Source organism: Burkholderia sp. B10 (genome assembly GCF_004368385.1).
Taxonomy (GTDB): Bacteria; Pseudomonadota; Gammaproteobacteria; order Burkholderiales; family Burkholderiaceae; genus Burkholderia; species Burkholderia vietnamiensis.
Window position 1 is genome coordinate 31,741 of record NZ_PQMX01000005.1, and the last position, 19,372, is coordinate 51,112.

At 63.6% G+C, this 19,372-nt stretch carries 19 protein-coding genes; 12 read left to right on the plus strand and 7 right to left on the minus strand.

All coding sequences use genetic code 11. The annotated features are described in order from the left end of the window. Genes C3Y15_RS04035 through C3Y15_RS04065 form a run of 7 tightly spaced genes read left to right on the plus strand, consistent with a single transcriptional unit; the run spans position 1 to position 8,710 of the window. Positions 1-1,614 (plus strand): type II secretory pathway protein, encoded by a 1,614-nt coding sequence (locus tag C3Y15_RS04035; RefSeq protein ID WP_124259864.1) that lies wholly within the window; start codon positions 1-3, stop codon positions 1,612-1,614. A gap of 4 nt (positions 1,615-1,618) precedes the next feature. Next, the gene (pilO2, locus tag C3Y15_RS04040; protein WP_124259790.1) at positions 1,619-2,950 is read left to right on the plus strand and encodes a type 4b pilus protein PilO2; all 1,332 of its coding nucleotides are present in this window, start codon (positions 1,619-1,621) and stop codon (positions 2,948-2,950) included. After that, entirely contained in the window at positions 2,883-3,521 is a 639-nt protein-coding gene (locus C3Y15_RS04045) for a hypothetical protein (RefSeq protein ID WP_243860182.1), read from the plus strand. Before pilO2 ends, C3Y15_RS04045 begins: the two co-directional genes overlap by 68 nt. Further along, a complete protein-coding gene (locus C3Y15_RS04050; protein WP_124259791.1) occupies positions 3,518-5,767 on the plus strand; it encodes an ATPase, T2SS/T4P/T4SS family in 2,250 nt (749 codons plus the stop codon). Before C3Y15_RS04045 ends, C3Y15_RS04050 begins: the two co-directional genes overlap by 4 nt. Further along, the gene (locus C3Y15_RS04055; protein WP_124259792.1) at positions 5,764-6,894 is read left to right on the plus strand and encodes a type II secretion system protein; all 1,131 of its coding nucleotides are present in this window, start codon (positions 5,764-5,766) and stop codon (positions 6,892-6,894) included. Before C3Y15_RS04050 ends, C3Y15_RS04055 begins: the two co-directional genes overlap by 4 nt. An 8-nt stretch (positions 6,895-6,902) precedes the next feature. Next, positions 6,903-7,496: a type 4 pilus major pilin gene (locus C3Y15_RS04060; RefSeq protein ID WP_059475345.1), complete on the plus strand. Its 594-nt coding sequence runs from the start codon at positions 6,903-6,905 to the stop codon at positions 7,494-7,496. 8 nt (positions 7,497-7,504) lie between these two features. Then, positions 7,505-8,710 (plus strand): hypothetical protein, encoded by a 1,206-nt coding sequence (locus C3Y15_RS04065; RefSeq protein ID WP_059475344.1) that lies wholly within the window; start codon positions 7,505-7,507, stop codon positions 8,708-8,710. Between the two features lie 878 nt (positions 8,711-9,588). Here the strand turns inward: C3Y15_RS04065 and C3Y15_RS04075 are convergent. The 7 genes from C3Y15_RS04075 to C3Y15_RS04105 all read right to left on the minus strand — a co-directional run bounded on the left by C3Y15_RS04075 (position 9,589) and on the right by C3Y15_RS04105 (position 15,229). Next, positions 9,589-10,593 (minus strand): CAP domain-containing protein, encoded by a 1,005-nt coding sequence (locus C3Y15_RS04075; RefSeq protein ID WP_124259793.1) that lies wholly within the window; start codon positions 10,591-10,593, stop codon positions 9,589-9,591. A 217-nt stretch (positions 10,594-10,810) separates the two neighbouring features. Next, on the minus strand, positions 10,811-11,173 hold the full coding sequence (locus C3Y15_RS04080) for a hypothetical protein (RefSeq protein WP_060092834.1): 363 nt from the start codon (positions 11,171-11,173) through the stop codon (positions 10,811-10,813). Between the two features lie 9 nt (positions 11,174-11,182). Next, positions 11,183-11,362 carry a hypothetical protein gene (locus C3Y15_RS04085; RefSeq protein WP_124259794.1) on the minus strand — a complete coding sequence of 60 codons (180 nt, stop codon included), beginning with the start codon at positions 11,360-11,362 and terminating at the stop codon, positions 11,183-11,185. Further along, a complete protein-coding gene (locus C3Y15_RS04090) occupies positions 11,349-12,551 on the minus strand; it encodes a FlhC family transcriptional regulator (RefSeq protein ID WP_059475342.1) in 1,203 nt (400 codons plus the stop codon). The genes C3Y15_RS04085 and C3Y15_RS04090 overlap by 14 nt, the downstream gene beginning before the upstream one ends. Positions 12,552-12,604: 53 nt before the next feature. After that, positions 12,605-13,858 carry a hypothetical protein gene (locus tag C3Y15_RS04095; protein WP_124259795.1) on the minus strand — a complete coding sequence of 418 codons (1,254 nt, stop codon included), beginning with the start codon at positions 13,856-13,858 and terminating at the stop codon, positions 12,605-12,607. Positions 13,859-13,870: 12 nt separating this feature from the next. Beyond that, complete coding sequence (locus C3Y15_RS04100; protein WP_124259796.1) at positions 13,871-14,317, minus strand: hypothetical protein; 447 nt, start codon at positions 14,315-14,317, stop codon at positions 13,871-13,873. Positions 14,318-14,527: 210 nt separating this feature from the next. Further along, positions 14,528-15,229 (minus strand): nuclease-related domain-containing protein, encoded by a 702-nt coding sequence (locus C3Y15_RS04105; RefSeq protein WP_243860184.1) that lies wholly within the window; start codon positions 15,227-15,229, stop codon positions 14,528-14,530. A 475-nt stretch (positions 15,230-15,704) separates the two neighbouring features. Between C3Y15_RS04105 and C3Y15_RS04110 the strand changes: the two genes are divergently transcribed. The 5 genes from C3Y15_RS04110 to C3Y15_RS04130 all read left to right on the plus strand — a co-directional run bounded on the left by C3Y15_RS04110 (position 15,705) and on the right by C3Y15_RS04130 (position 19,276). After that, entirely contained in the window at positions 15,705-16,028 is a 324-nt protein-coding gene (locus C3Y15_RS04110; RefSeq protein WP_124259797.1) for a hypothetical protein, read from the plus strand. Between the two features lie 122 nt (positions 16,029-16,150). Continuing rightward, positions 16,151-16,579 (plus strand): hypothetical protein, encoded by a 429-nt coding sequence (locus tag C3Y15_RS04115; RefSeq protein WP_059475338.1) that lies wholly within the window; start codon positions 16,151-16,153, stop codon positions 16,577-16,579. Between the two features lie 8 nt (positions 16,580-16,587). Next, a complete protein-coding gene (locus tag C3Y15_RS04120) occupies positions 16,588-17,361 on the plus strand; it encodes a hypothetical protein (protein WP_124259798.1) in 774 nt (257 codons plus the stop codon). Positions 17,362-17,372: 11 nt separating this feature from the next. Further along, on the plus strand, positions 17,373-17,960 hold the full coding sequence (locus C3Y15_RS04125) for a single-stranded DNA-binding protein (protein ID WP_124259799.1): 588 nt from the start codon (positions 17,373-17,375) through the stop codon (positions 17,958-17,960). Between the two features lie 215 nt (positions 17,961-18,175). Further along, a complete protein-coding gene (locus C3Y15_RS04130; protein ID WP_124259800.1) occupies positions 18,176-19,276 on the plus strand; it encodes a primase-helicase zinc-binding domain-containing protein in 1,101 nt (366 codons plus the stop codon). The last annotated feature ends 96 nt before the right edge of the window (positions 19,277-19,372 follow it).

A 19,372-nucleotide genomic window follows, 5' to 3' on the forward strand; every position in this document is an offset into this window, starting at 1 on the left:
ATGCGCATGCACCTTTTGAAGTCGACTATCGCGGTCGCGGCGGGTGTGGCGATGGCCGGTTGCGCCGTCTCGCAACACGACGTCGACGAAAGCTATGATGCCGCCCATCGCACCATCTCCGACGCATTCGCCAATGGTCCCACGTCGATGCCGCTCGTCGAGGACGTGCCCAGCGCCTTCCTCGGCGACCGGCTGGTGCCGCTCGCCTATGAAGCGACGCTGCCGGCCGTGTTCCGCGACAAGTCGATCACGCTCCCGGCGAACCTGGGCATCAAGCAGATTGCGACGCTCGTGTCGAACGCGACGGGTTATCCGGTGCATCTGAGCCCGGACGTATTCGTGCCGCGTGACGCACTGATTCCCCGGCCGACGACGGGCGACGGCAAGTCCTCCAACCAGAACACGGTGACCAGCAAGGTCTACGAGGAGCCGGTCTACAACCAAGCTTACTCCGGCAAGGTCGGTCTCTATCTGCGCGGGCTGACGGCCGATCTCGGCCTCGACTGGTCGTTCGACGGCTCGGCCATCAATATCTCGCGCTTCGTCACGCGCATGTACCAGATCGCCGCGATCCCGGGCAAGGTGTCGATCAAGTCGACGATGAGCAAGGGCATGGACACCACAACGGGGACGCAGGGTAACGGCGGCGGCTCCGGTGGCAACACCGGCTCGTTCTCGGCGCAAACCTCGACCGGGCGCGATGGCTCGTTCGATCAGATCCAATCGATTACCGACGAGCTGGAGAAACTGCGCTCCCCGATGGGGCGGATCAACGTGAACCCGCAGAGCCGCCTCGTGATGGTGTACGACACGAAGGAGGCGGCCGACAACATGGGCAAGCTGTTGCAGAGCGAGAATGCGATCTCGACGCGGCAGGTCGCAATCCGCGTCCGGACGATCCAGATCGCGCTCACCAATGGCAGTCAGGCCGGCGCGAGCGCCGACGTCGTGTTCAACGCGATGCATGCCGGTCTCGCGCGCTATGCGATCAGTTTCATGTCGCCGACGTCGCTCGCGTCGGGCGGCGGGGCGATCGGGGTGTCGGTGCTGCGTCCGGACGCGCCGTTCTCGGGCACCAACGCGGCGATCAATGCGCTCAGCCAGTATGGACGCACGGTGCAGGACAACACGCTGACCAAGATGACCCTCAATGGCCTGCCGGTGTCGGTCGCGTCGTTCCAGAGCGATGATTACCTGCGCTCGACCTCACCCTCGGCCGGCAGTCTCACCGCGACGTCGGGCGGGGTGCCGGGCCTGACGCCGGGCACCGTCACCACCGGCGACTTCGTCAACGTGTTGCCGGCCGTCAACGATCACAACCAGATCGTGCTCGCGTACTGGTCGGATAGCTCGAAGCTCAATGGTCCTTTCACCGAGAAATCGGTCGGTTCGGGCCAGACGTTGCAGACCATCCAGCTCTCGCACACCACGGGGAGCAAGGACGATCAGACGGTGGCGCTCGCCGACGGTCAGACCGTGGTGCTGTACGGCGCGATGACCGATCACGCCGACGGTGCGTCCAACGTGGGCATTGGCGGGCTGAGCGGAAACTGGAACAAGGCGAAGACATTCCAGATCATCATGCTGACCGCTACGGTCGTCCCGTCGATGTAACGCCATGATGCACATCACGGAACCCCTGCCGACCGACAAGCGCGCGCGCCTCGTGTTCGGCCTCGATTGGCGGGCCTACCCGGTCAAGGGCGGCCGCGCCGAACGGCGCCGCTATGCGGACGCCTTCGGCGCGACGCATTACGTCGAATACAAGGTCGGCGACGAGCTGATTGGCGGCTTCGCGATGCCGGAATCGGGCGACGTGAAGGGCGCCCGCCTGTATTCGGGCGCGGCCCGCGTGGCGCAACATGAACGAATCAAGTCGCGTGTGGCCGCATTGATGCTGCTGCAGGACGGCCTGCGCGTGCATGCGGTGTTCGTGGTGCGCGGCGCGGTGCGCGGCGACGAGGTGCTGTCGCTCGAAGAAGCGGCGACCCGACGGCTCGCGATTGAACAGGAGTGCCTGAAGGCCAACCTGGACTTGACCACCTTCGGTTCGGGCGCGCGCATCGGCGACATCGATGAGGTGTTTCAGGCGAGCGAGCTGCTCGCGAACCGCAAGGTCGGCCGAATCGCAAAACTGCCGGTCCGCATCCCGACCGCGATTCCGTTGCTGGTTTGCGCGGTGGGGGCGATCTACGGCTGCATCCAGCTGATGGACGTGCTGTCGCCCCCCCCACCGCCGCCGCGCGTCCGGACGTTTCAGGAGCAGTATGCGGCCGCCGTGCGTTCGACCTTCGCGCGCGCGATGCCGCGCGCGTCGGCGCTCGCACCGGCGCTGCTCGAGGCGGTCGGCCGGAGCCAGGCGGTTGTGGCCGGTTGGGTCTTCGACAGCGTCGACTGCCCGACGTCCGGATTCTGCACGGTGCGCTATCGGCGTCAGGGCGGCAGTTTTGCGGACTTCGAGCGGGAGGCGTCGCCGTCGATGTGGCCGGTTTCGTTTGCGCGGGACGGGCTGACGCTTGCGGCGCGCGGCGCGGCGGTTCCGCACGTTGCCGCGGTCTCCCTGAAAGATGCGGCGCAGTGGCCGTCGGAACAAGCGCTGATCGACCTGCTGCAATCGCCGCCGCAGCGCATGTCGACTCGTCCGTTCGAAATTCGGGCGTACGGCTACTCCGTGAAGCTCGACGAAGCCAAGCCGCTGTTGCCGCTGCCGGTCGCCGGCGAGGTGCGCGGGCGTCCCGCGCACCTGATCCGTCAGGGCGACTGGACGATCGAGGGTTTTCGCTGGCAGGCGCCGCTGCTCGCGAAGCTGCCGCCCAACCTGACACTGGATTCGCTCAAGGTCGAACTGCGCCTGAATGACGGCACGGGGGCATCGAAGAGCAATGAACAGGGCGACACGCCGAACGGCGTTCATTTCACCGCTAAGGGCAAATACTATGTGCTGGATTAAGCGAACCCTCGTCGTCGCATGTGCCGGCGTGGCCGTGGTCGCGCAGGCCGAGCCGGCGAAGCCGCAGCTGTCGATCGACGATATTTCGGACATGGCGCGGGCCAACATCGCCCGACAGTTGTCCGGCAATGCGCCGGCGCCCGGCGCCATGACACTGCCGCAGCCGGCGCTGGTTGCAAGCGCGCCGGTTGCGGCTAAACCCGCGCCGGTGGCCGCCGATAAGCCTGCGCGTCACGCGCGTTCCGAACCCGTGACCTTCGTGGGCGCTTATCGCGACGACTCGGGCGTGAGCCCCGGCAACTACGTGCTGTACACGTATCACGACGCGATCTATCCAGGCCGCGTCGGCACGACCTTGCTGAACGGCTGGCACGTCAAGGGAGTCGAGGGCTACGTCGTCACGGTGTCGGACGGCAGGCGCACTTGGACTGAGCCGATCCAAGCCGACGTGCCGGCCCCGTCGCCGTCCGCGAGTGCGGTCGGGTCGCTGGTCAACCTCGGGTCGCCGCTGCCGTTCGGCGGGCCGTTGCCGGCCTCGCCCGTGGCGCTGCCGCAGGGAGGTGCGCGATGAGCATGTTTGCGGAGGTGGAGTCGCGCGAACCGGCCAAGCGCGGTTTCCTGCACCGTCTCAAGTCCCTGCGGGCGAATTTCGCCGACACGTCGTCGGCCGCCATGCCCATCGTCGGCACGGCGCCGGACGACGGCGACGCACCGGTGCGCGCACGCGAGCCGCGCTTCCAGAGCGCGAGCCAGCCGATTCATCCGCGGCAGGCGGCGAAGGGCCAGCCGATGACGATGGGGATGCGGCTGCGCATGGCGGACGTCGAGGATGTCGAACTGGTCGGCGAGACAGGCGCGGCGCTGGACACGCCGCCGATCGCCGACGAACGTGCGGAGCCGACCCTCGGCGACCGCCAAGCGGCGGCGGAGGCGTCCGCGGCGAGGGCGGCCGAGCATTGCCCGCCCGATACGCGCACCAACGAGGCGTCCGGGCCGATCCTGGAACCGATCGTTGAGTCAGTCGTTGAGCCCGTTGCCGAGCCTGTCGTTGAACCGGTTGTTCAGCCCGTTGTGAATGCAACCGCCACCTCGCGGGACGATGAGCCCGTGGTGCACCGCCTTGGCACCGATCTGATCGAACCGGCGTTCGACAGCTTGAAAAGCGGCTTGCCGGAACTCGTGTCGGCCGACGCGCTGACGTTCAAGCGCGTGTTGTGTCGGCGCGGGCCGGACGCCGCGCTGCGGATCACCGATGCGGCGCGCCGCGAGTTCATCGCAGTCGAATTGCAGGCTGGGATTGCGATCGCCGTGACGACGAAGCGCTTTCACGAAAGCCAGCTGTACGCGACGTACCTGAAGGATCTCGCGCGGGCCGATATTGCCGTGCACGAGGAGATGCTGGCCAGTGAGGAGGTGATCGCGGCGCTGTACGGCAAGGAAAAGCAACGCGCGTCCGCGGCCGTGCCGGAATCGTCGCGCGCAATCGGCACCTTCCGCGACGTGATCGAAGCGGCGCACGCCTTCACGGCTAGCGATGTCCACTGGGAGTACCGCGACTTTGCCGACGAGGTCGAGGTGCGCTTCCGGGTGGACGGCGATCTGTATTCGTACCGGACGATGCCGAAGGCGCTCGTGCGTCGCGCGCTGTCGGCTGCGTATCAGGATCTAGTCCAGCGTAACACCAACTCCGGCGAGACCTTCCAGCCGTCGGCGCCGCAGTCGGCGATGATCCCGCTCGTCGCGCATACGGACATCGTCAACATCCGCTGGCAAAGCTCGCCGCTCGTCGGCGGGTTCGACGTCGGCTTGCGTCTGCTCGACGGCAATTTCAAGCACATCAAGGTGCTGATGCCGCAGGACATGGGGCTGGAGCGCAGCCAACTCGACATCATCGACGCACTCGGCAAGGTCAGCGGGGGCGCGACGTTCCTGTCGGGCGAAACCGGCTCGGGCAAGACCACGCTGCTGCGCGCGTTGTCGTACCTGCTGCCGGATCGCGACCTGCGCAAGCAGTTCGCGGTCAACGAGCCGTCGGAAGTGCCGGCGCCGTGGCTGTCCGATATTTCGATTCAGCGGCGGCCCGGCGAGACCGACGAGGAGGCGAGCCGCAAGGTGGCGGAGGTGATCCGCACGCTGATGCGCATGGACCCCGACGACCTGACGATCGGCGAGGTGCGTGACTCGGTGATGGCCGGGCTCGTCGCGGAACTGGCGCTGACCGGCCACCCGGTGCGGGGCACGATTCACGCGGACAACATCATCGGCGCGGTGATGCGTCTGGTCGGCGGACGGCTGCGCCTGCCGATGGATGAGGTCGCGTCCGAAAAATTCCTGAATGCGGTCGGCAACCAGAAGCTGCTGCCGCTGTTGTGCCCGCACTGCAAGCGCTCGGCACGCGACGTGATGCCGCCGGACCAGTTGTCGCTGCTCGAGACCAAGTTCGGCCTCGATACGTCGAAGATGGCGTGCCGCGACGAGAACGGCTGCGAGCGCTGCCGCCGTCCGGGCCTGTTCACGCGCGCGGGCAAGGTCGCGGCCGGCATCAGGGGCCAGACGCTCGCGATGGAGCTGTATCGGCCGACGCCCGAGTTTCTCGATCGCGTCGTGGAGCGGGACTGGCGCGGCGCCGAGCGTGTGTGGCGCTCCTCGCGCACGGCCGGATTTGGCGAGGCGGACATGACGGGCAAGACGGTCTATGAGCACGCGCTGTACAAGGCATCGTGCGGGATCGTCGATCCGCGCTTCCTCAACGACGCGATGCGCCCCTTCGACGCCTACCGGGTATTTCCGGATCGCGACGGGAGGACGCCGTCGTGATCAAGTCGCTTGCTTATTCGATCGTGATGGCGCTGCCGGCTCACGAGCGGCTGCGCATCGCGACCTGGCGCTTCAGGAAGCTACGCGAGATGTTCTATCGCGAGACGCGCCTCGACGTGGCGAAGAAAGGGCTGCGCAACAGCGAGACGCTGCTGGAGCGGCTCACGACGCTCGAAAAGCGTCATCGGGGCCGGAAGAATCTGGTGTGGCTGGTGTTCCAGCAAATCGCGCAGCGGATGCAGGCGGGCGACGATTTTGCGACTGCGATCAAGCCGTTCATCCCGAACGACGAATTCGTGCTGCTGGAGCTGGCCGGTCAGTCGCCGAAGGACGACGCTGCAGTGCGGGGCCTGGAACTGGCGGAGATGGCCGCGCACGCGAAGGGCGTGCTGTCGGCGACCACCGCGATGCAAATGGCCTATCCCGCCTTTCTGCTGGTGTACCTGTACGGCTTCTGCGTGATGTTCGGCTCGGAGATCCTTCCGGCCACGCTCGACGTCAAGCCGCTCGATCAGTGGTCGACCTCCGGCAAGGTCATCTATGCGATCGACACGTTCTGCGCGAATTACTGGTGGCTCACGAGCGCGGTCGTCGCGTGCATCGTGATCGGTTACTTCCATACGCTCAAGCGCTGGACCGGCGAGCTGCGCAACCGAATCGACGCGATGCCGCTGATGTGGCGCAATCGGCGCGACCTGCGGGCCGCGTTGCTGATTGTGTCGCTCGCGGGCCTGTTCGATTCGAACCTGACCTTGCGCGCGGCGCTGGACAAGCTGATTACCTCCGCCGATCCATGGCTGCGATGGCATCTGAAGCGCATGAGCGTGCGTTTGACCATCGATCCCGATCAACCGATGCGCGCGCTCGACACCGGCATCTTTTCCGAGGCGACGATAGACATCATGACCGACGCGGCCAGCCGTGACCAGTTCGTTGAGTCGATCAAGGATCTCGGCCAGAACTCGCTCGATCGCGTCGTCGAGACGGTGCGACGCAACGCGAAGATCACCCACTACGTGCTGCTCGGGTTTGCGGCGCTCGCCTTTCTCACGCTCGGCGTGGGCTCGTATGTGCTCACCGGCGCCGTCAGTTTTGATAGCTCCCCCTCCATCGCTAAACCCTTTTAAGGACCGACATGTACAAGATTCATTCCTTCGACGACAAGGCTTACTGGCGACGGATCGCGCGTCGCCGCAAGCAATCCGGCGAACTGTCGATCATTGAGGCCGCCGCCGTTATGGGTGGCGCTGCGCTGTTGGCCCTCGCGGTATTGGTGGGGCGCGGATACGTGATGGATCGCATTCACGCGCACCAATTCAAGAGCGAGGCGCAGCTGTTCCGCAGCGGCATTCAGGACGCGACCGCGACCGATATCGACTACTCGAGCGAGTCGCTGCAGACGCTCGCGCAGAACCACGCATTCGATTCGGCCGGTTCGCGCCTGAACGTCTCGTCCGGCACGCTGATGGGCATCTTTGGTGGCGCCGTGACGGCCGCACCGGGCACGGTGATTTCGGGCACGGATGCGATCGTGTTGTCGTACCCGGTGCCGGCAACCGTTTGTTCACTGGCGGCGGGTGCCGTCGCCGGGGTGTATTCGATGGTCAGGATCAACAGCACGACGGTATCCGGTCCGTCCACGACGTTCGACGCGACGCAGGCCGGGAAGGCGTGTAGTTCGGCCGGTCCGACGGCGACCATTGAAATGTACGCGACGCACGACAACTAAGGCTCGTCATGTTCAGCATCTTGGAGATGGCGGTCGTCCTAGTGGCGATGGCGTTGCTCACGATTCAGGGAATTAAGGACGATGTCGCCAAGCGCCGGACGATGGTGCTGACGACGGAAGGCCAGAACGAGGCGCTGATCAATGCGGCATTGTCGAACTGGGTGACCGATCATTACGGCACCCTGGTGGCGGGCGGTCCCGCCACGATCACCCCGCCGACGCTGGCCGATTTGCAGTCGCTGGGCTACTTGAAGGCGAGCTACGCACCGGGGCCGTTTTGGGGCGGGACGTACCAGATCGCGATGAGCGTCGGGCCGGCCGGGTGCCTCACCGCGCCGACCGGCTGCCATGTGGGCTATGCGCTGTATCCGTCCAAGCCAGTGATGAAGAACGGCAAACCGGACGTGCGGAGCGCTGGCATTGTGGCGCAGGCGGCGGGCAACGCGTTCGGGTTCTCGAAGGCGCAGAACCCGGCGACCGTGACGGGCTTGAACGGCGCATGGACGGCGAATAACCCAGTGGTGGGCACGCCGGCCGCCGTGGTGATGGCGACCAACGGCCCGACGACGGACGGCAATTCGGTGTACATCCGCCGCGACGGCGCGCTGACGTGGACCGGCGATCAGAACGTCAACGGTGTCAGCCTCCACAACGTCAACAGCATCGACGCGACGGGAACCATCGCCGCGCCGACGCTTGCCGCATCGAACGCCGCCGTCAGCAATGCGATTCGCACGCCGGGCACGCTCTACGTGCAAAACGCGGCTGGGACGGCCCCCGCGCCGATCAACACAGGGACGGCGACCGTCAACGGCGACGCGACGATCACCGGCACGGCGACTTTGGGGAGTGTGGCGTGGCCGCGTAACGCGTGTTCCGGAACGTCGATCGCTTCGGCGGCTGACGGCTCGGGGATGGTCTTGTCCTGTCAGCGAGACCCGATTAGCGGGCTGCGCGTTTGGCTGCCGATTGGCGGGTCGTGGCAGCAGTACGGACGATATATCGTCGCGCACGGAACTGTTGTGCCTGCACCGATGTGCAATGCGGGCGGGACGCCTGAAGTGTTGCTGGCATCCCAGCAGATCTATATCGATCCGACTGCGGTCCTGAACTTAAACGCGTTCGGAGCGGGGCCATGGACAATTTCCATTACCGACGGAAGCGGAAGCCCAGTCTGGAGTGCCGCTGTCGCTACGACATACTGCGCCTACTAGGAGTGAAAATTGAACAGAATACTGGCGGTGGCGCGTGTAGCGCTGTTATTTGCGATGACAGGATGGGCCAGTGCAGCCCTAGCCGGGCCTGCGCGTTGCTCCTACGGGAACCAGGACTCGACGTGCACGACGCCGATTTCGCGCGCGCCGATTCCGCAGCCGCAGTGTCCGACTGGACTAGGATGGACCACGGTTTCGGCATCGGCTTGGCAGGGGTCGCAGTGGTCGGCACCGCAGTGCAATTATCAGGCGCCGCCGACTTGTCCTGCCGGCTACGATCAGACGTCGCCACCGGTTTGGAATGGGGCGAGTTGGGTTGGACTCGGGTGTTCCCCGGACGCTCCTCAACCGCCTAGCAACACGCCCGCGTTGTTCGTCGGTTACTGTGGAACCGTCTGGTATCTCCGGCCTGGGCCTACAGATTGGAGTTGCACCTATTCGTTAGCGGGGGGGAAGTATATTGAGAGTAGTACTGGATCTGACAACCATGGCGTTGGTGCGCAGACCTATTACTGGTCTACACCTCAGTCATTCATTGTCGGCTATGACGGCGGTTCCAATGACATGAATGCAACTGCTCCAGCCGGCATGGTCTTGTATTGGGTAAACGATCAGTGGACTTATGGAGCTGCGATTGTCAGGCCACGCGACAGTGATGTTGCGGCGACTCACGGCAATGGAGGAGAGGTGTTTTGGTACGCATGCCCGGCGTCGGCTCCGCACTTGGTCGCTTCGACGCTTAACCAGTTGCATAGTAATCCGCTTCAAGTGACCTGCGGGCCGTAACCGATTGTGTGCGACAAGGGGCTTGCGGCAGCAGCCCCTTGTATCATCGGCACAGTCAACCCGCCGATGACGGCGGGAGGCCCGATATCGACTTAACCGATGACATTCCCGGTGGTGAAAGTGAAGTTACGCGAAAAAGGCGTTCCATTTACCGTGCCACTGATCGACACTGAGTAAGCAGTATTCGGCGACAACGGAGTGGTGGGATAGGCCACCGCCTGATATGCAGGCAGGAGCTTATTCGGGTCATTGGCTGAGTCCAGCAATTGCAGATTCAGGGGGCTGCCTCCCGATACTGGAGTCAGTGTTGCAGACAACAACACGATGGTATCAGTCAGGTTGCCTGCAATCGCGATGGGCGTTCCCCAGTTGCCAGACGTATTCGGCGGAAGGGGAGTCTCTCCACCGGCCGAGTAGGCAACCCCTGCCGTGCCCTGACACGGAAACGTTATCGGCCCGTTCGACGTAATCGTCTTTGCCTCATTGGCGAAGCTGAGCGTCGCTTGAATCTCTGGATAACCGTTATACGCCGTCTGGTTGAACCCAATACCGACCTCGGTGACGGGCCATGCCGCGACGCCGATGTGGTAAACGCCAGACATCCAATCGTAGGCCAACTGCTCGCCGTATTGGGTCTGGCTAAGCGTCGCATTCGTGTAATACCCGCCGCTCACCCCACCGACCGAAGCGCCCGATACGAACCCAGCTTTCACGGCCCGATCAGTGTAGGTTACGCCGGTAAAGCCTGCATTTGTCGACGACTCGGTGTCGGTAATTGCGCCGCCATTGAGTCCCAGATACTGCGCGTGATTCTGAGCTGCTTGGTCGAGAAAGGTGTTTTCGGTCAGCGCCGGGAAGCCACACTGTTGGCGATATTGGTTTAGCAGATTGAATGCCGCCAGTTGCATACTGTTAGCGGCATATTGTGGCGTTGAGACATTACCGCTCGTCACAGTCTGTTGTGGGGGCGTCGGGCCCGAGCCATTGGAGGGCGTGGATGCACTGCCGCTGTCACCACCGCCGCCGCCGCAAGCGGCGAGCGCCATTGCTGCCGCGAGCGACAGTGCCGTGAGGCTGGTGCTTGCGATTTTCTTCATTTTTTTGTTCCTCGTTTTGTAGTGGCCGCACCCTCTGTGCCGCCTTGATTTCATCTTATCGAGCGCCGCGCGAAGTCAAGTTGTCGCGCGGCGCGTGAACGTCATCCCGTCGTGGTTCTTTGAACCGCCACCGAAGCGCGCGATTATATTTAACGGACGAATTTCGCGTCGTCTTAAGCGATCGCGCCGAGGGATGCCAATTTCGCGACCTGATGCGTTACGTGGCTTTGCGCCGCCGGTGGAAGATCCGCATCCCGATGAATGCGGCGGCGAGCATGATGCTGGTTGCTTGCGGCGCGCGTGCGCTGATCACGGGGACGATGTGGCTACCGAGATAGGCGCAGCAGCCCGCGACCGCCACCTTGCCGACCCACGGGGCATTGAATGCGGCGAGCGCGACGGATGACCGTCGACCGGCCCATTCCCCGTACTGCTCGTTGATCTGCTCCAGATCGAAACCATCGGCATGAGTCGCACGCTGCGCGTGATAGAAGCGCTCATACCGCTCATAGCGACCATCGCCACGGCCCGCGAGCCACGCGGCGTTGCTGTCGGCGCACAGGTAGGCAAAGTCTTCCATCACGCGCCCTCAGTGCATATGGTCGGCGACCCATGGGATGGCGCCAACCGCGTTCGGAATGTGTCGGCCGTCGGCCTCTGCACAAAACTCGTTCGTTTCCGGGTTGAGCCAGCCGAATTGCACCCTGCCATCTGAGCTAAAGACGACGAACCCGGCCGGTATGAGGTCGGCGCGATCAGGATTGGGCATTTTCGCTCCGTGGGCGGCTCACGCGACGCTTCGGCCCGAGCTGGTTGTTGCACGCCGGGCAATCGAAGCTATGCTGCATTTCGATTTTCGAGTCGTTGTTACTGACGACATAGTGGGTACGGCAGATGCGGCAGGGCGCGATCGCGAGCCGGGTATCGGCCGCCATCGCGCGCGTCAGGTTGCAGCCTCGGTCGGCCGAGATGACAGCGCCGCCATCGAACAGCAGTTCATACAGGTCGTTGGTCGCAATCAGTGCTTCGGGCCCGTTCGCGCCCGCATCGAGAGCGGCCCGGTACAGCCAGGTGTAGATCGTCGCGTGGAGCCGGTTATGCGGCGTTTCCACGAACCAGGTGAGCGACGTCGGGATATTGCCGCATGGCGAGCTGACGCCGTGCATTTCGAAGTAGCGTTGGCGCATCGCATTCTGATTCAGCCTGAACAACGATGCCACGGTCGACGCACGGCATTTGTACGCCATCATCGCGTACGCGTACATCTCGTTCTTCTCCCTTGGCTGTCGCAGATCGACCCAGCCGGAAGCGCGCGGCAGATCACCGATGCGGATCGGCGACGTTTGCATCAGGTGATGCGCGACCATCTCGTCGGTCAAGGTCTTGGCCGTGAACTGATACCAGAAGGCCGGCGTGTTGAAGCGCCAGCGGAACAAGGGCAGCCCTTGCATGCGCCGCAGCGCCAGACGCAGCTTGTACGGCGGCACCGATACCAGATAGTTCGCGAGTTCGGTCGTAATGCCCAGAAGCGGCGCGGCGAGCACGTTCATGTGGATGACGCTCGTAATGAGGTCCACAAAGATCCGGTTGTGCTGCTCGACCATATGGCGGGTCATCGCTCGCATCGGCGGGAGCTTGCGGCGCAGCTCGTCGACGGCGAGCGTGGTGGGCGTCTCATCGATGAAGCCACGCCAGTCCTCGACCGTTTCCAGCGTGGGCGCGATCATCAAGAACGGCGTACGCAGCAGGTTGCGCAACGACTGCGCGTTGTGGGTGAAGTGCTCGATTTCCTTGCGCTCGACCCGGAGGATCTCGTTGAAGCCGCCCGCTTCCTGCAGCAGCCAGATCATATGATCGACCAGATCGAAGTTCGCGACCTGGATGCGATGGGTGAGCCACTCAGGCACGTAGTGCCGTTCGACGGATCGGTAAGCGTCCCGTGGGGTCTTTTGATGCATTCTTTTTTTTCTCTCGTGGTTCGGTATTCGCGGGCGCATGCGCGCCCGTCCCCTCAAACTGCCTGAGCGGCGGCATCCACCTCGTCGTGGAACTTGCCGATCAGATCGGCCAGCGCCTGAAACAGGTTGCGGAATCGCGCCGGGTTCCCGTCGGCGGTCACCAGCAACTGCGCGCTGTGATAGTCCTGCACGAATACCCCGAATTTCTCGATCAAGCTGCGCACCCTCGCTTCCAGCGCCGCGCTGGCCTCGATCGCGGACTGCTGCGCCTTGGCCTTTTCCTCGAGTTCGCTCAACTCGGCCGTCTTTTCATCCAGCCGCACCGTCACGTCCTTCAGCTCGGCCATCTTCGCTTCGAGCGCATCCGACAGATTCTGGTACGCGTCCGGCAGCGTCGGAACAGGTATCTTTTCTTTCAGCGGATTCGCGCGAAGCTGCGCCAGCTCCCGGGTGATCTGCTCGACTTCGCGTTCCCGATTGGCGAGTTCGTGCTGCAAGGTGCTGACCTGCTTGCTCACCGATGCGAATTCGACCGAGGTGGCGTCAGCATTTTCGCGTTCCTGTGCCTGTTCCAGTCGGACCGCTTCGAGAGATTTCGTCAGGCGCTTGATTTCATGCTGTGCGACATCCAGCTGGCCGACCGCGGTCATCAGTTCATCGGTGATGGCGCCGATGCGGCTGTCCTTCTCATCGAGCCTGTCCCGGTAGTCGGCGATCAGCTTCTCGACTTCCCGCTTGGACAGATCCGGGTTGTCGCGCCGTGCGTCCATCACCATTTCAACGACGTCGTTGCCAATGTCGTTGCCGACGAGGAGTGCCAGATCGCTGAACGTGAGGATCTGTACCGCGCCGATGTTCGTGGAGAACTTCTCGTAACAGCGGATATACAGGCGAACGGACTCTTTCGATTTGCGGAAGGTCTTGGTCAAATAGCCGTACACCAGCGATTTTGCACGGTCACGCACCGCGCGCGTGTCGCCCAGCGTGGTGACGTAGTGCCCCACGACGCTCGTCAGGATGTGGACGAAGTTCCCGCCGATCCGCATGTGCTCTTGCAGAATCTTGCGTGTCGAGTGCGCGACTTCCTCGCTCTCCTGGACGACCGTCCGGATCAGGGCCTCGGGCAGATCGCCAAACGTCGAGCGCGCGACCTTGCTCAGCTCACGCTGGCTCGGAATATGGGCGAAGGTGGTGGACAGGTCGAACGGCTCGTCCGCCTCGTCGCCGAGAATAGACGGATCGTCGGGAATGGTCGGGTTGAATTCGGCGTCGGGCAGGGGCTTCGCGGGAAGATTTCTTGCGTTCATAGGTCGCTTGGCTCAGGTTCGAATGGTGTTCGGCGTGTTCGACTGTTTTCGGTCGTTCGCGAGCAGAGCTGCGATGTCGGCCGTGCCCAGCTCGGGATGCTCACGCCGCGCGGCGACGACCTTGTCGATAAACTCTCCGCCGAGCAGCAACGCGATGTCGCGAAAGGTCAACATGTTTACCGCATCGAGGTTGGTCGAAAATTTCTCGTAGACCCGGATGTACAGGCGGATGACGGATTTCGATCGTTGGAATGTGCGGGCGAGATACTCGTACGCGGTTTCACGCGCCCAATCGCGGTTGGCGGGCGTGTCGCCGTGGCGTTCGATATGGCTGACGACGGCAGTGCGCATGACTTCAGCGAAGCGTCCGGCGAGCTCCATGTGTCCGAGTGCGGGCGGGCTCGCAGGCGCGCCGGATACTGAACCGCTGTTTGGCGGGGGAAGATGGCTTGGGTTCAATTTCTCTCTCCAGAAAAAATAGTCGGGCGCGCCGACCCGATCGTCGGTCGCTCAGGGATGTATGCAAAGCGAATGGCGGGCGGGCTATGACCCCGAGAATACGCCGCGATTTCTCGGCGAGCGGGTGAAAAGCGGGATGAATTCACCCTGCTTTTTCATGAATGGCAATCCAGTGACAAACACATCTTTTCGGCAACCGGGCCGAAATACTCAACCCCTCGATTGTTGCGAAACGCGCAATTGATGCTTACGCAACTCGATGCCATTTGGATCGTCGATCGAGAGTTTCCGAATGGCGGCTCGTGCTTGCTGCACGGAGATCGCGGGCTTGTGGGCGCGTTCGTGCTCCTCCTTCTTCGTCCGAAGCCAGTGCGCTAGATCGTTCACGCGGATCAGGCTCAACGGCAGCGACGGGGCGACGGTGCAGGCGCCGTTGGCGAATACGCCGACGCCGTGAACGTCCCAGACCGCGGGGAGCATCGCGCGAAGGAACGCGACTTTCGCGCGGTTTTGTGCCAGCGGCGAACGGCGCTCGTCGACCTTGCCATCGGGCAGATGACAGCGAACCGTGTTCGCATCCGCGCCCCGTTCGATGCGGCCGGACCAGTGCTTCGTTTCGATCACGAAGATGCCGAACGGTGTGATTGCCAGGTGATCGACCTCGGCCGTAGGGAATGCCGTACCGGGTGCGTGGTGCAGCAGCACCGGCGACGGGTGGACGTAGTAGTCGTCGCCGCAGAGCCACGGCAGGACCGATTGCAGTTCGGTGAGCACTCGCGCTTCGCCGGCGTCGCCCGATGCGCGGGCGTAGGTTTTCCGCGGTGGCGGCGATTTCGCCATGGTGCGGTCGCGCAGGCGGCGATAACCCTGCCAAAACACAAAAATGATAATGAGGTACTCGAGGATATACATGAGCGGTTTCCCTGGCGATGAATGACGATTTCATTTTGCTGCGGCATTTTCGAAGTCAAGTCGGCGTGGCTTCGGCCGAAAAGCGATAGGTTTTTAGGTAGCTTTTCGCCTGAAGGGGCTTAACCGGTTAAGGTGCGGCGCGCGTGGAGGCAGCGAATCGCCATCGTCTCGAAAGCCGCATCGGATTCGCGAGCATTCGAGCGGACCGACGGCCGGACGTGTATTACGCTGGGGTTATCTCGCGTTGTTTCGACGCATCGACCTTCGTAGCCGACGGGCTACGTCCATCCGCCGCCGGTTCAGTCCGGTGTCGCGCCTGCCCTGTTCCATCGACGTAAAGCCTTGCCGTACCGGTCCGATCCGCTCGGGTCGGTACGACAGCGCTTCGCGCCGATTTCCTTGCTCGATCGAGCATCGAAACCGCCGGACGTGAGTCCGGACATTCCCTTGTGCGTCATTTTTTCTGGAGAGAAAAATGCTGAAGCTCCTGTGCAAGAACGCCATCCGGTCGCCGTTCAAGGTGTTGGCACTGTGTATGGTGGTCTACATCGCCTCGATGTCGCTGTTCGTCGTCGGGCTGCTCGTGTTGATTGCGGGCAACTGGCTTCGTGGCGAAATCGCCAAGCAACGCACGGCGATGCAAGAGGCGGAAGCCGCGGAGCGTGCTGAAGCAGCGGACGCTGCCCGGCTCGTGAAGCAACGCGCCGCTGCGAACGACGATGTCGCTGAACCCACGACGCCGAGCCGGCAATACGCCAAATCGGCCGTCGTACGTCCGCTGGAAACGGGTTCCCGATAGGGCACCCCATCCCCCCCGCAGGCCGAACGGATCACATCGTTCGGCCTGCGTCCTCTACCCGCGCCGGGAACCCATTCCCGGCTGCCGGTAATGAGGTTGCCCGGCTATACCGGAGCCATCTCATGGAAACGCATGTGGCTGCCTGGCAGCTCGATATCTTCGGCGGGGAGAACCCCGTCGTCCTCTTACCCCCCAAGCCTGATCCGCTTCCCGATCCGCAGCACTGGAGTGCAAGCGCGCGCGAGCAGATGATCGACGCGCTGATCTCGCTCGCGTGCGATAGCCGGCGTGGCGATCGGATGCCCGAATCGCTGATGGATTGCGCCAATCTGTTGTCGGAGCGGCTGCGCAATCGCAAGATCGACATCGACGACTACTTCGCGACCCTCGGCTGGATCATGGGTTACTGGCACGGCGCGTTGCCGTACGCGTATGTCTGCGGAGTCAACGGCATCGATCCGGAGACCATGCAGGACGTGATCCTGAACACGCCGCTGTTGGCGCGCGACCTCGGCGAACTGAAGCGCATCTGCTTCGGTTCGTTGTTGTAGGAGGGCGCATGGCACATCCAGCAGGTCTTTTGGCCCGTGTGCTGGGCGACCTCTTCCCGGGAAAGCCGAATGACCGCCGGCCCGAATCGCCCGTCACGCACGCGCATCCGAAGACGCCGCGAGTGGTCGGACAGGGCGCGGCGAACGAAACGCGGATCACGATCGACGGCGTGCCGCATTTGTTTGTCGACGAAGGCGATTGCGTGGTCGAGTTTGAACCGGCGTTCGACGAACACACCGGCGACACGGCGTTCGGTCTCAAGATCCTGCCCGAGCTGACACCGCACTGGTCGATGCGCGCCGAGCATCGGTGCGCGCTGAAAGAGGCGATCGCGACCGCGATCCGTCGTGTCGGCCAGCCGGCTTCTGAGAACGTTCCTCAGGCCGGCCCGTCCACTGTCAACGATGCGCCCCGTGACGATCCGATGCCGCCCGCGCGGCACGCATCTCGCGGTGGCCGCGACGACACGCAGAGTTCCGCGCCCGTCGTTGGCCGCATCGCCTGGTGGGGCGAGGATCGCTTTTCCGATCGCAATTCGAATGGCGCGCGTTCCTACACCTCCTTTGCGTTACGACTCGATACCGCGCACGGCGAACGCACGTTGCAGGGCGAGGGGTTGAAAGACGCGATTGCCGAGTGTCGGTGTCAGGTGGGCGATCGCGTGACGGTCCGTCGTCTGCGCAAGATCAAGGTGCCGGCTTTCCGTCAGGACGGCACACCGAAGATCGTGAACGGACGACAGGCCATGTGGGACAAGTGGATATGGTCAATTTCTAAGTAATGGAGGCCCTCGTGGCATCAGTGAACAAAGTGATTCTCGTCGGCAATCTCGGAGCCGATCCTGAGGTGCGGTATCTGCCGAGCGGCGATGCGGTTGCGAATGTGCGGCTCGCGACGACCGATCGCTACAAGGACAAAGCGTCCGGCGACTACAAGGAAGCGACCGAATGGCATCGCATTTCCTTTTTCGGTCGGCTGGCCGAGATCGTCAGCGAACACCTGAAGAAAGGCTCGTCGATCTATGTCGAAGGGCGTATCCGCACCCGCAAATGGCAAGGCCAGGACGGGCAGGATCGCTACTCGACCGAGATCGTGGCCGACCAGATGCAGATGCTCGGCGGGCGCGGCGGTCAGACGCAACGGGATGGCTATGGCGCGGATGGCGCCGAGGGCGGTTCTCGTCGCACGGCGCCAGTGAATGGCGAGCGTACGGCGGCACCGCGAACGGCGGCGCAGCCGCAACCGTCGTCGCGAGCCGGATTGCAACCGTCGGCCTCGCGAACCACGGCGTCGTATGGCGGTGGTGGCGGGTTCGATTCCATGGACGACGACATCCCGTTCGCGCCCCATTTGCCACGCGCGGCGTGGGCGGCAATCTGATCCCGAACATTCTCACCTGTCTTTCTGTATTTCCTCACCGTTGATGTGTGGCGCGCCCGTCGGGCGTGTCACACACGACGCTTCCCGCTTCCTTCCGTGCCGATCACGTTGCTGAACCAAGCCCGCGCGCGCCTGCGCCTGGCTTCGTTGAGCAAGCGTTTCCCCGCCTGTCTCAGGCACCGACCCACCTCACTACTTCCCAAGGAGAGTGACCCATGAATGCAAAGGACATCAAGCTCACGCCCGAGCAATGGCTCTCGCTGCTCCAGCGGTACGGAGTGCCCGAGAGTGCATTGCGCGGCAAGGGCAGCCCGTGTCCCATGTGTGGCGGTCACGACCGCTTCACCTATGACAACAAGAACGGCCGTGGCGACTGGGTATGCCGTCAGTGCAACAACGGTCATCCGATGGCCGGCGACGGCCTCCAGCTGATCTGTCGCACGACCGGCATCGGTTTTGTTCAGTTGATGCGGGAGTTGTCCGGTACTGGGCCGGTCATGCCGGTCAGCCGATCGACGTCGAGCGCACCCGCACCGAGCGGCAGGCGTCCCGCAAGCCGGGCGTTTGTCGAAAAGCGCCTCAAGGGCATCTGGAGCGCAGCGCGGCAGCTGTCGATCGGCGATCACGCGATGCGCTACCTGCATGCGCGTATCCCGGGGCTTCGGGCCGCGCCGTCGCCGGCGCTGCGCCTTGGCACGCTCGACTACTGGCATGACGGCAAGGTGCTCGGGCAGTGGCCCGGCATCGTCGCTCGCTACGAGCGGCCGGACGGCCAGTTGGGGACACTGCATCGCACCTTCCTCGATCCGGCTGTACCGGCAAAGGCACAGATCGTCTCGCCCGATGGCGAGATCCTGAAGCCGAAGCTCAACGACAAGACGCTCAATCCGCTTGCGGGCGGTGCGGTGCGCCTGATGGAGCCGGTTGACGGTGAGATCGGGGTCGCGGAAGGGCTGGAAACTGCATACGCGGCGCACATGCTGTTCGATGTTCCGGTCTGGTATTGCCTGAATCGGGTGTTGCTCAGCCAGTTTGTCGTGCCGGACGGCTTCGGCATCCGGGTCGTGCACATCTTCGTCGATTACGACGAGATGGATCCGAAGACGGGTAAGTCGCCGGGCGTATCGGCCGGCGTGGAGCTTGCGAAGCGGCTGCGCGCCGACGGGTATGCAGCGATTGTGCATCGACCGAAACGGCGTGGGACGGATTTCGCCGACGAGTGGATGCAGCAAAGCGTGGACCGGCCGCCCGCGGTGAGTTCGCCACGGCCTGATGTGCGTGCTGTGCGTCCGACCGGACGCGAGTGGGCGCGCTAGTCTGGATTGATTCGTCGGCGCTTGCCGACATTTTATTTTTCGCCCGGTGGGGATACGTCCCCGCCGGGGCGTATTGCGCCGGGCCTCATTCGGAGA

Bases quoted from the DNA above. Each gene is read 5' to 3' on its own strand.
- C3Y15_RS04105 (WP_243860184.1), bottom strand. From the start codon at position 15,229: ATGTATATCCTCGAGTACCTCATTATCATTTTTGTGTTTTGGCAGGGT.
- C3Y15_RS04060 (WP_059475345.1), top strand. From the start codon at position 6,903: ATGTACAAGATTCATTCCTTCGACGACAAGGCTTACTGGCGACGGATC.
- pilO2 (WP_124259790.1), top strand. From the start codon at position 1,619: ATGATGCACATCACGGAACCCCTGCCGACCGACAAGCGCGCGCGCCTC.
- C3Y15_RS04090 (WP_059475342.1), bottom strand. From the start codon at position 12,551: ATGCATCAAAAGACCCCACGGGACGCTTACCGATCCGTCGAACGGCAC.
- C3Y15_RS04095 (WP_124259795.1), bottom strand. From the start codon at position 13,858: ATGAACGCAAGAAATCTTCCCGCGAAGCCCCTGCCCGACGCCGAATTC.
- C3Y15_RS04120 (WP_124259798.1), top strand. From the start codon at position 16,588: ATGGCACATCCAGCAGGTCTTTTGGCCCGTGTGCTGGGCGACCTCTTC.
- C3Y15_RS04035 (WP_124259864.1), top strand. From the start codon at position 1: ATGCGCATGCACCTTTTGAAGTCGACTATCGCGGTCGCGGCGGGTGTG.
- C3Y15_RS04115 (WP_059475338.1), top strand. From the start codon at position 16,151: ATGGAAACGCATGTGGCTGCCTGGCAGCTCGATATCTTCGGCGGGGAG.
- C3Y15_RS04110 (WP_124259797.1), top strand. From the start codon at position 15,705: ATGCTGAAGCTCCTGTGCAAGAACGCCATCCGGTCGCCGTTCAAGGTG.
- C3Y15_RS04045 (WP_243860182.1), top strand. From the start codon at position 2,883: ATGAACAGGGCGACACGCCGAACGGCGTTCATTTCACCGCTAAGGGCA.
- C3Y15_RS04085 (WP_124259794.1), bottom strand. From the start codon at position 11,362: ATGCCCAATCCTGATCGCGCCGACCTCATACCGGCCGGGTTCGTCGTC.
- C3Y15_RS04130 (WP_124259800.1), top strand. From the start codon at position 18,176: ATGAATGCAAAGGACATCAAGCTCACGCCCGAGCAATGGCTCTCGCTG.
- C3Y15_RS04065 (WP_059475344.1), top strand. From the start codon at position 7,505: ATGTTCAGCATCTTGGAGATGGCGGTCGTCCTAGTGGCGATGGCGTTG.
- C3Y15_RS04050 (WP_124259791.1), top strand. From the start codon at position 3,518: ATGAGCATGTTTGCGGAGGTGGAGTCGCGCGAACCGGCCAAGCGCGGT.
- C3Y15_RS04080 (WP_060092834.1), bottom strand. From the start codon at position 11,173: ATGGAAGACTTTGCCTACCTGTGCGCCGACAGCAACGCCGCGTGGCTC.
- C3Y15_RS04075 (WP_124259793.1), bottom strand. From the start codon at position 10,593: ATGAAGAAAATCGCAAGCACCAGCCTCACGGCACTGTCGCTCGCGGCA.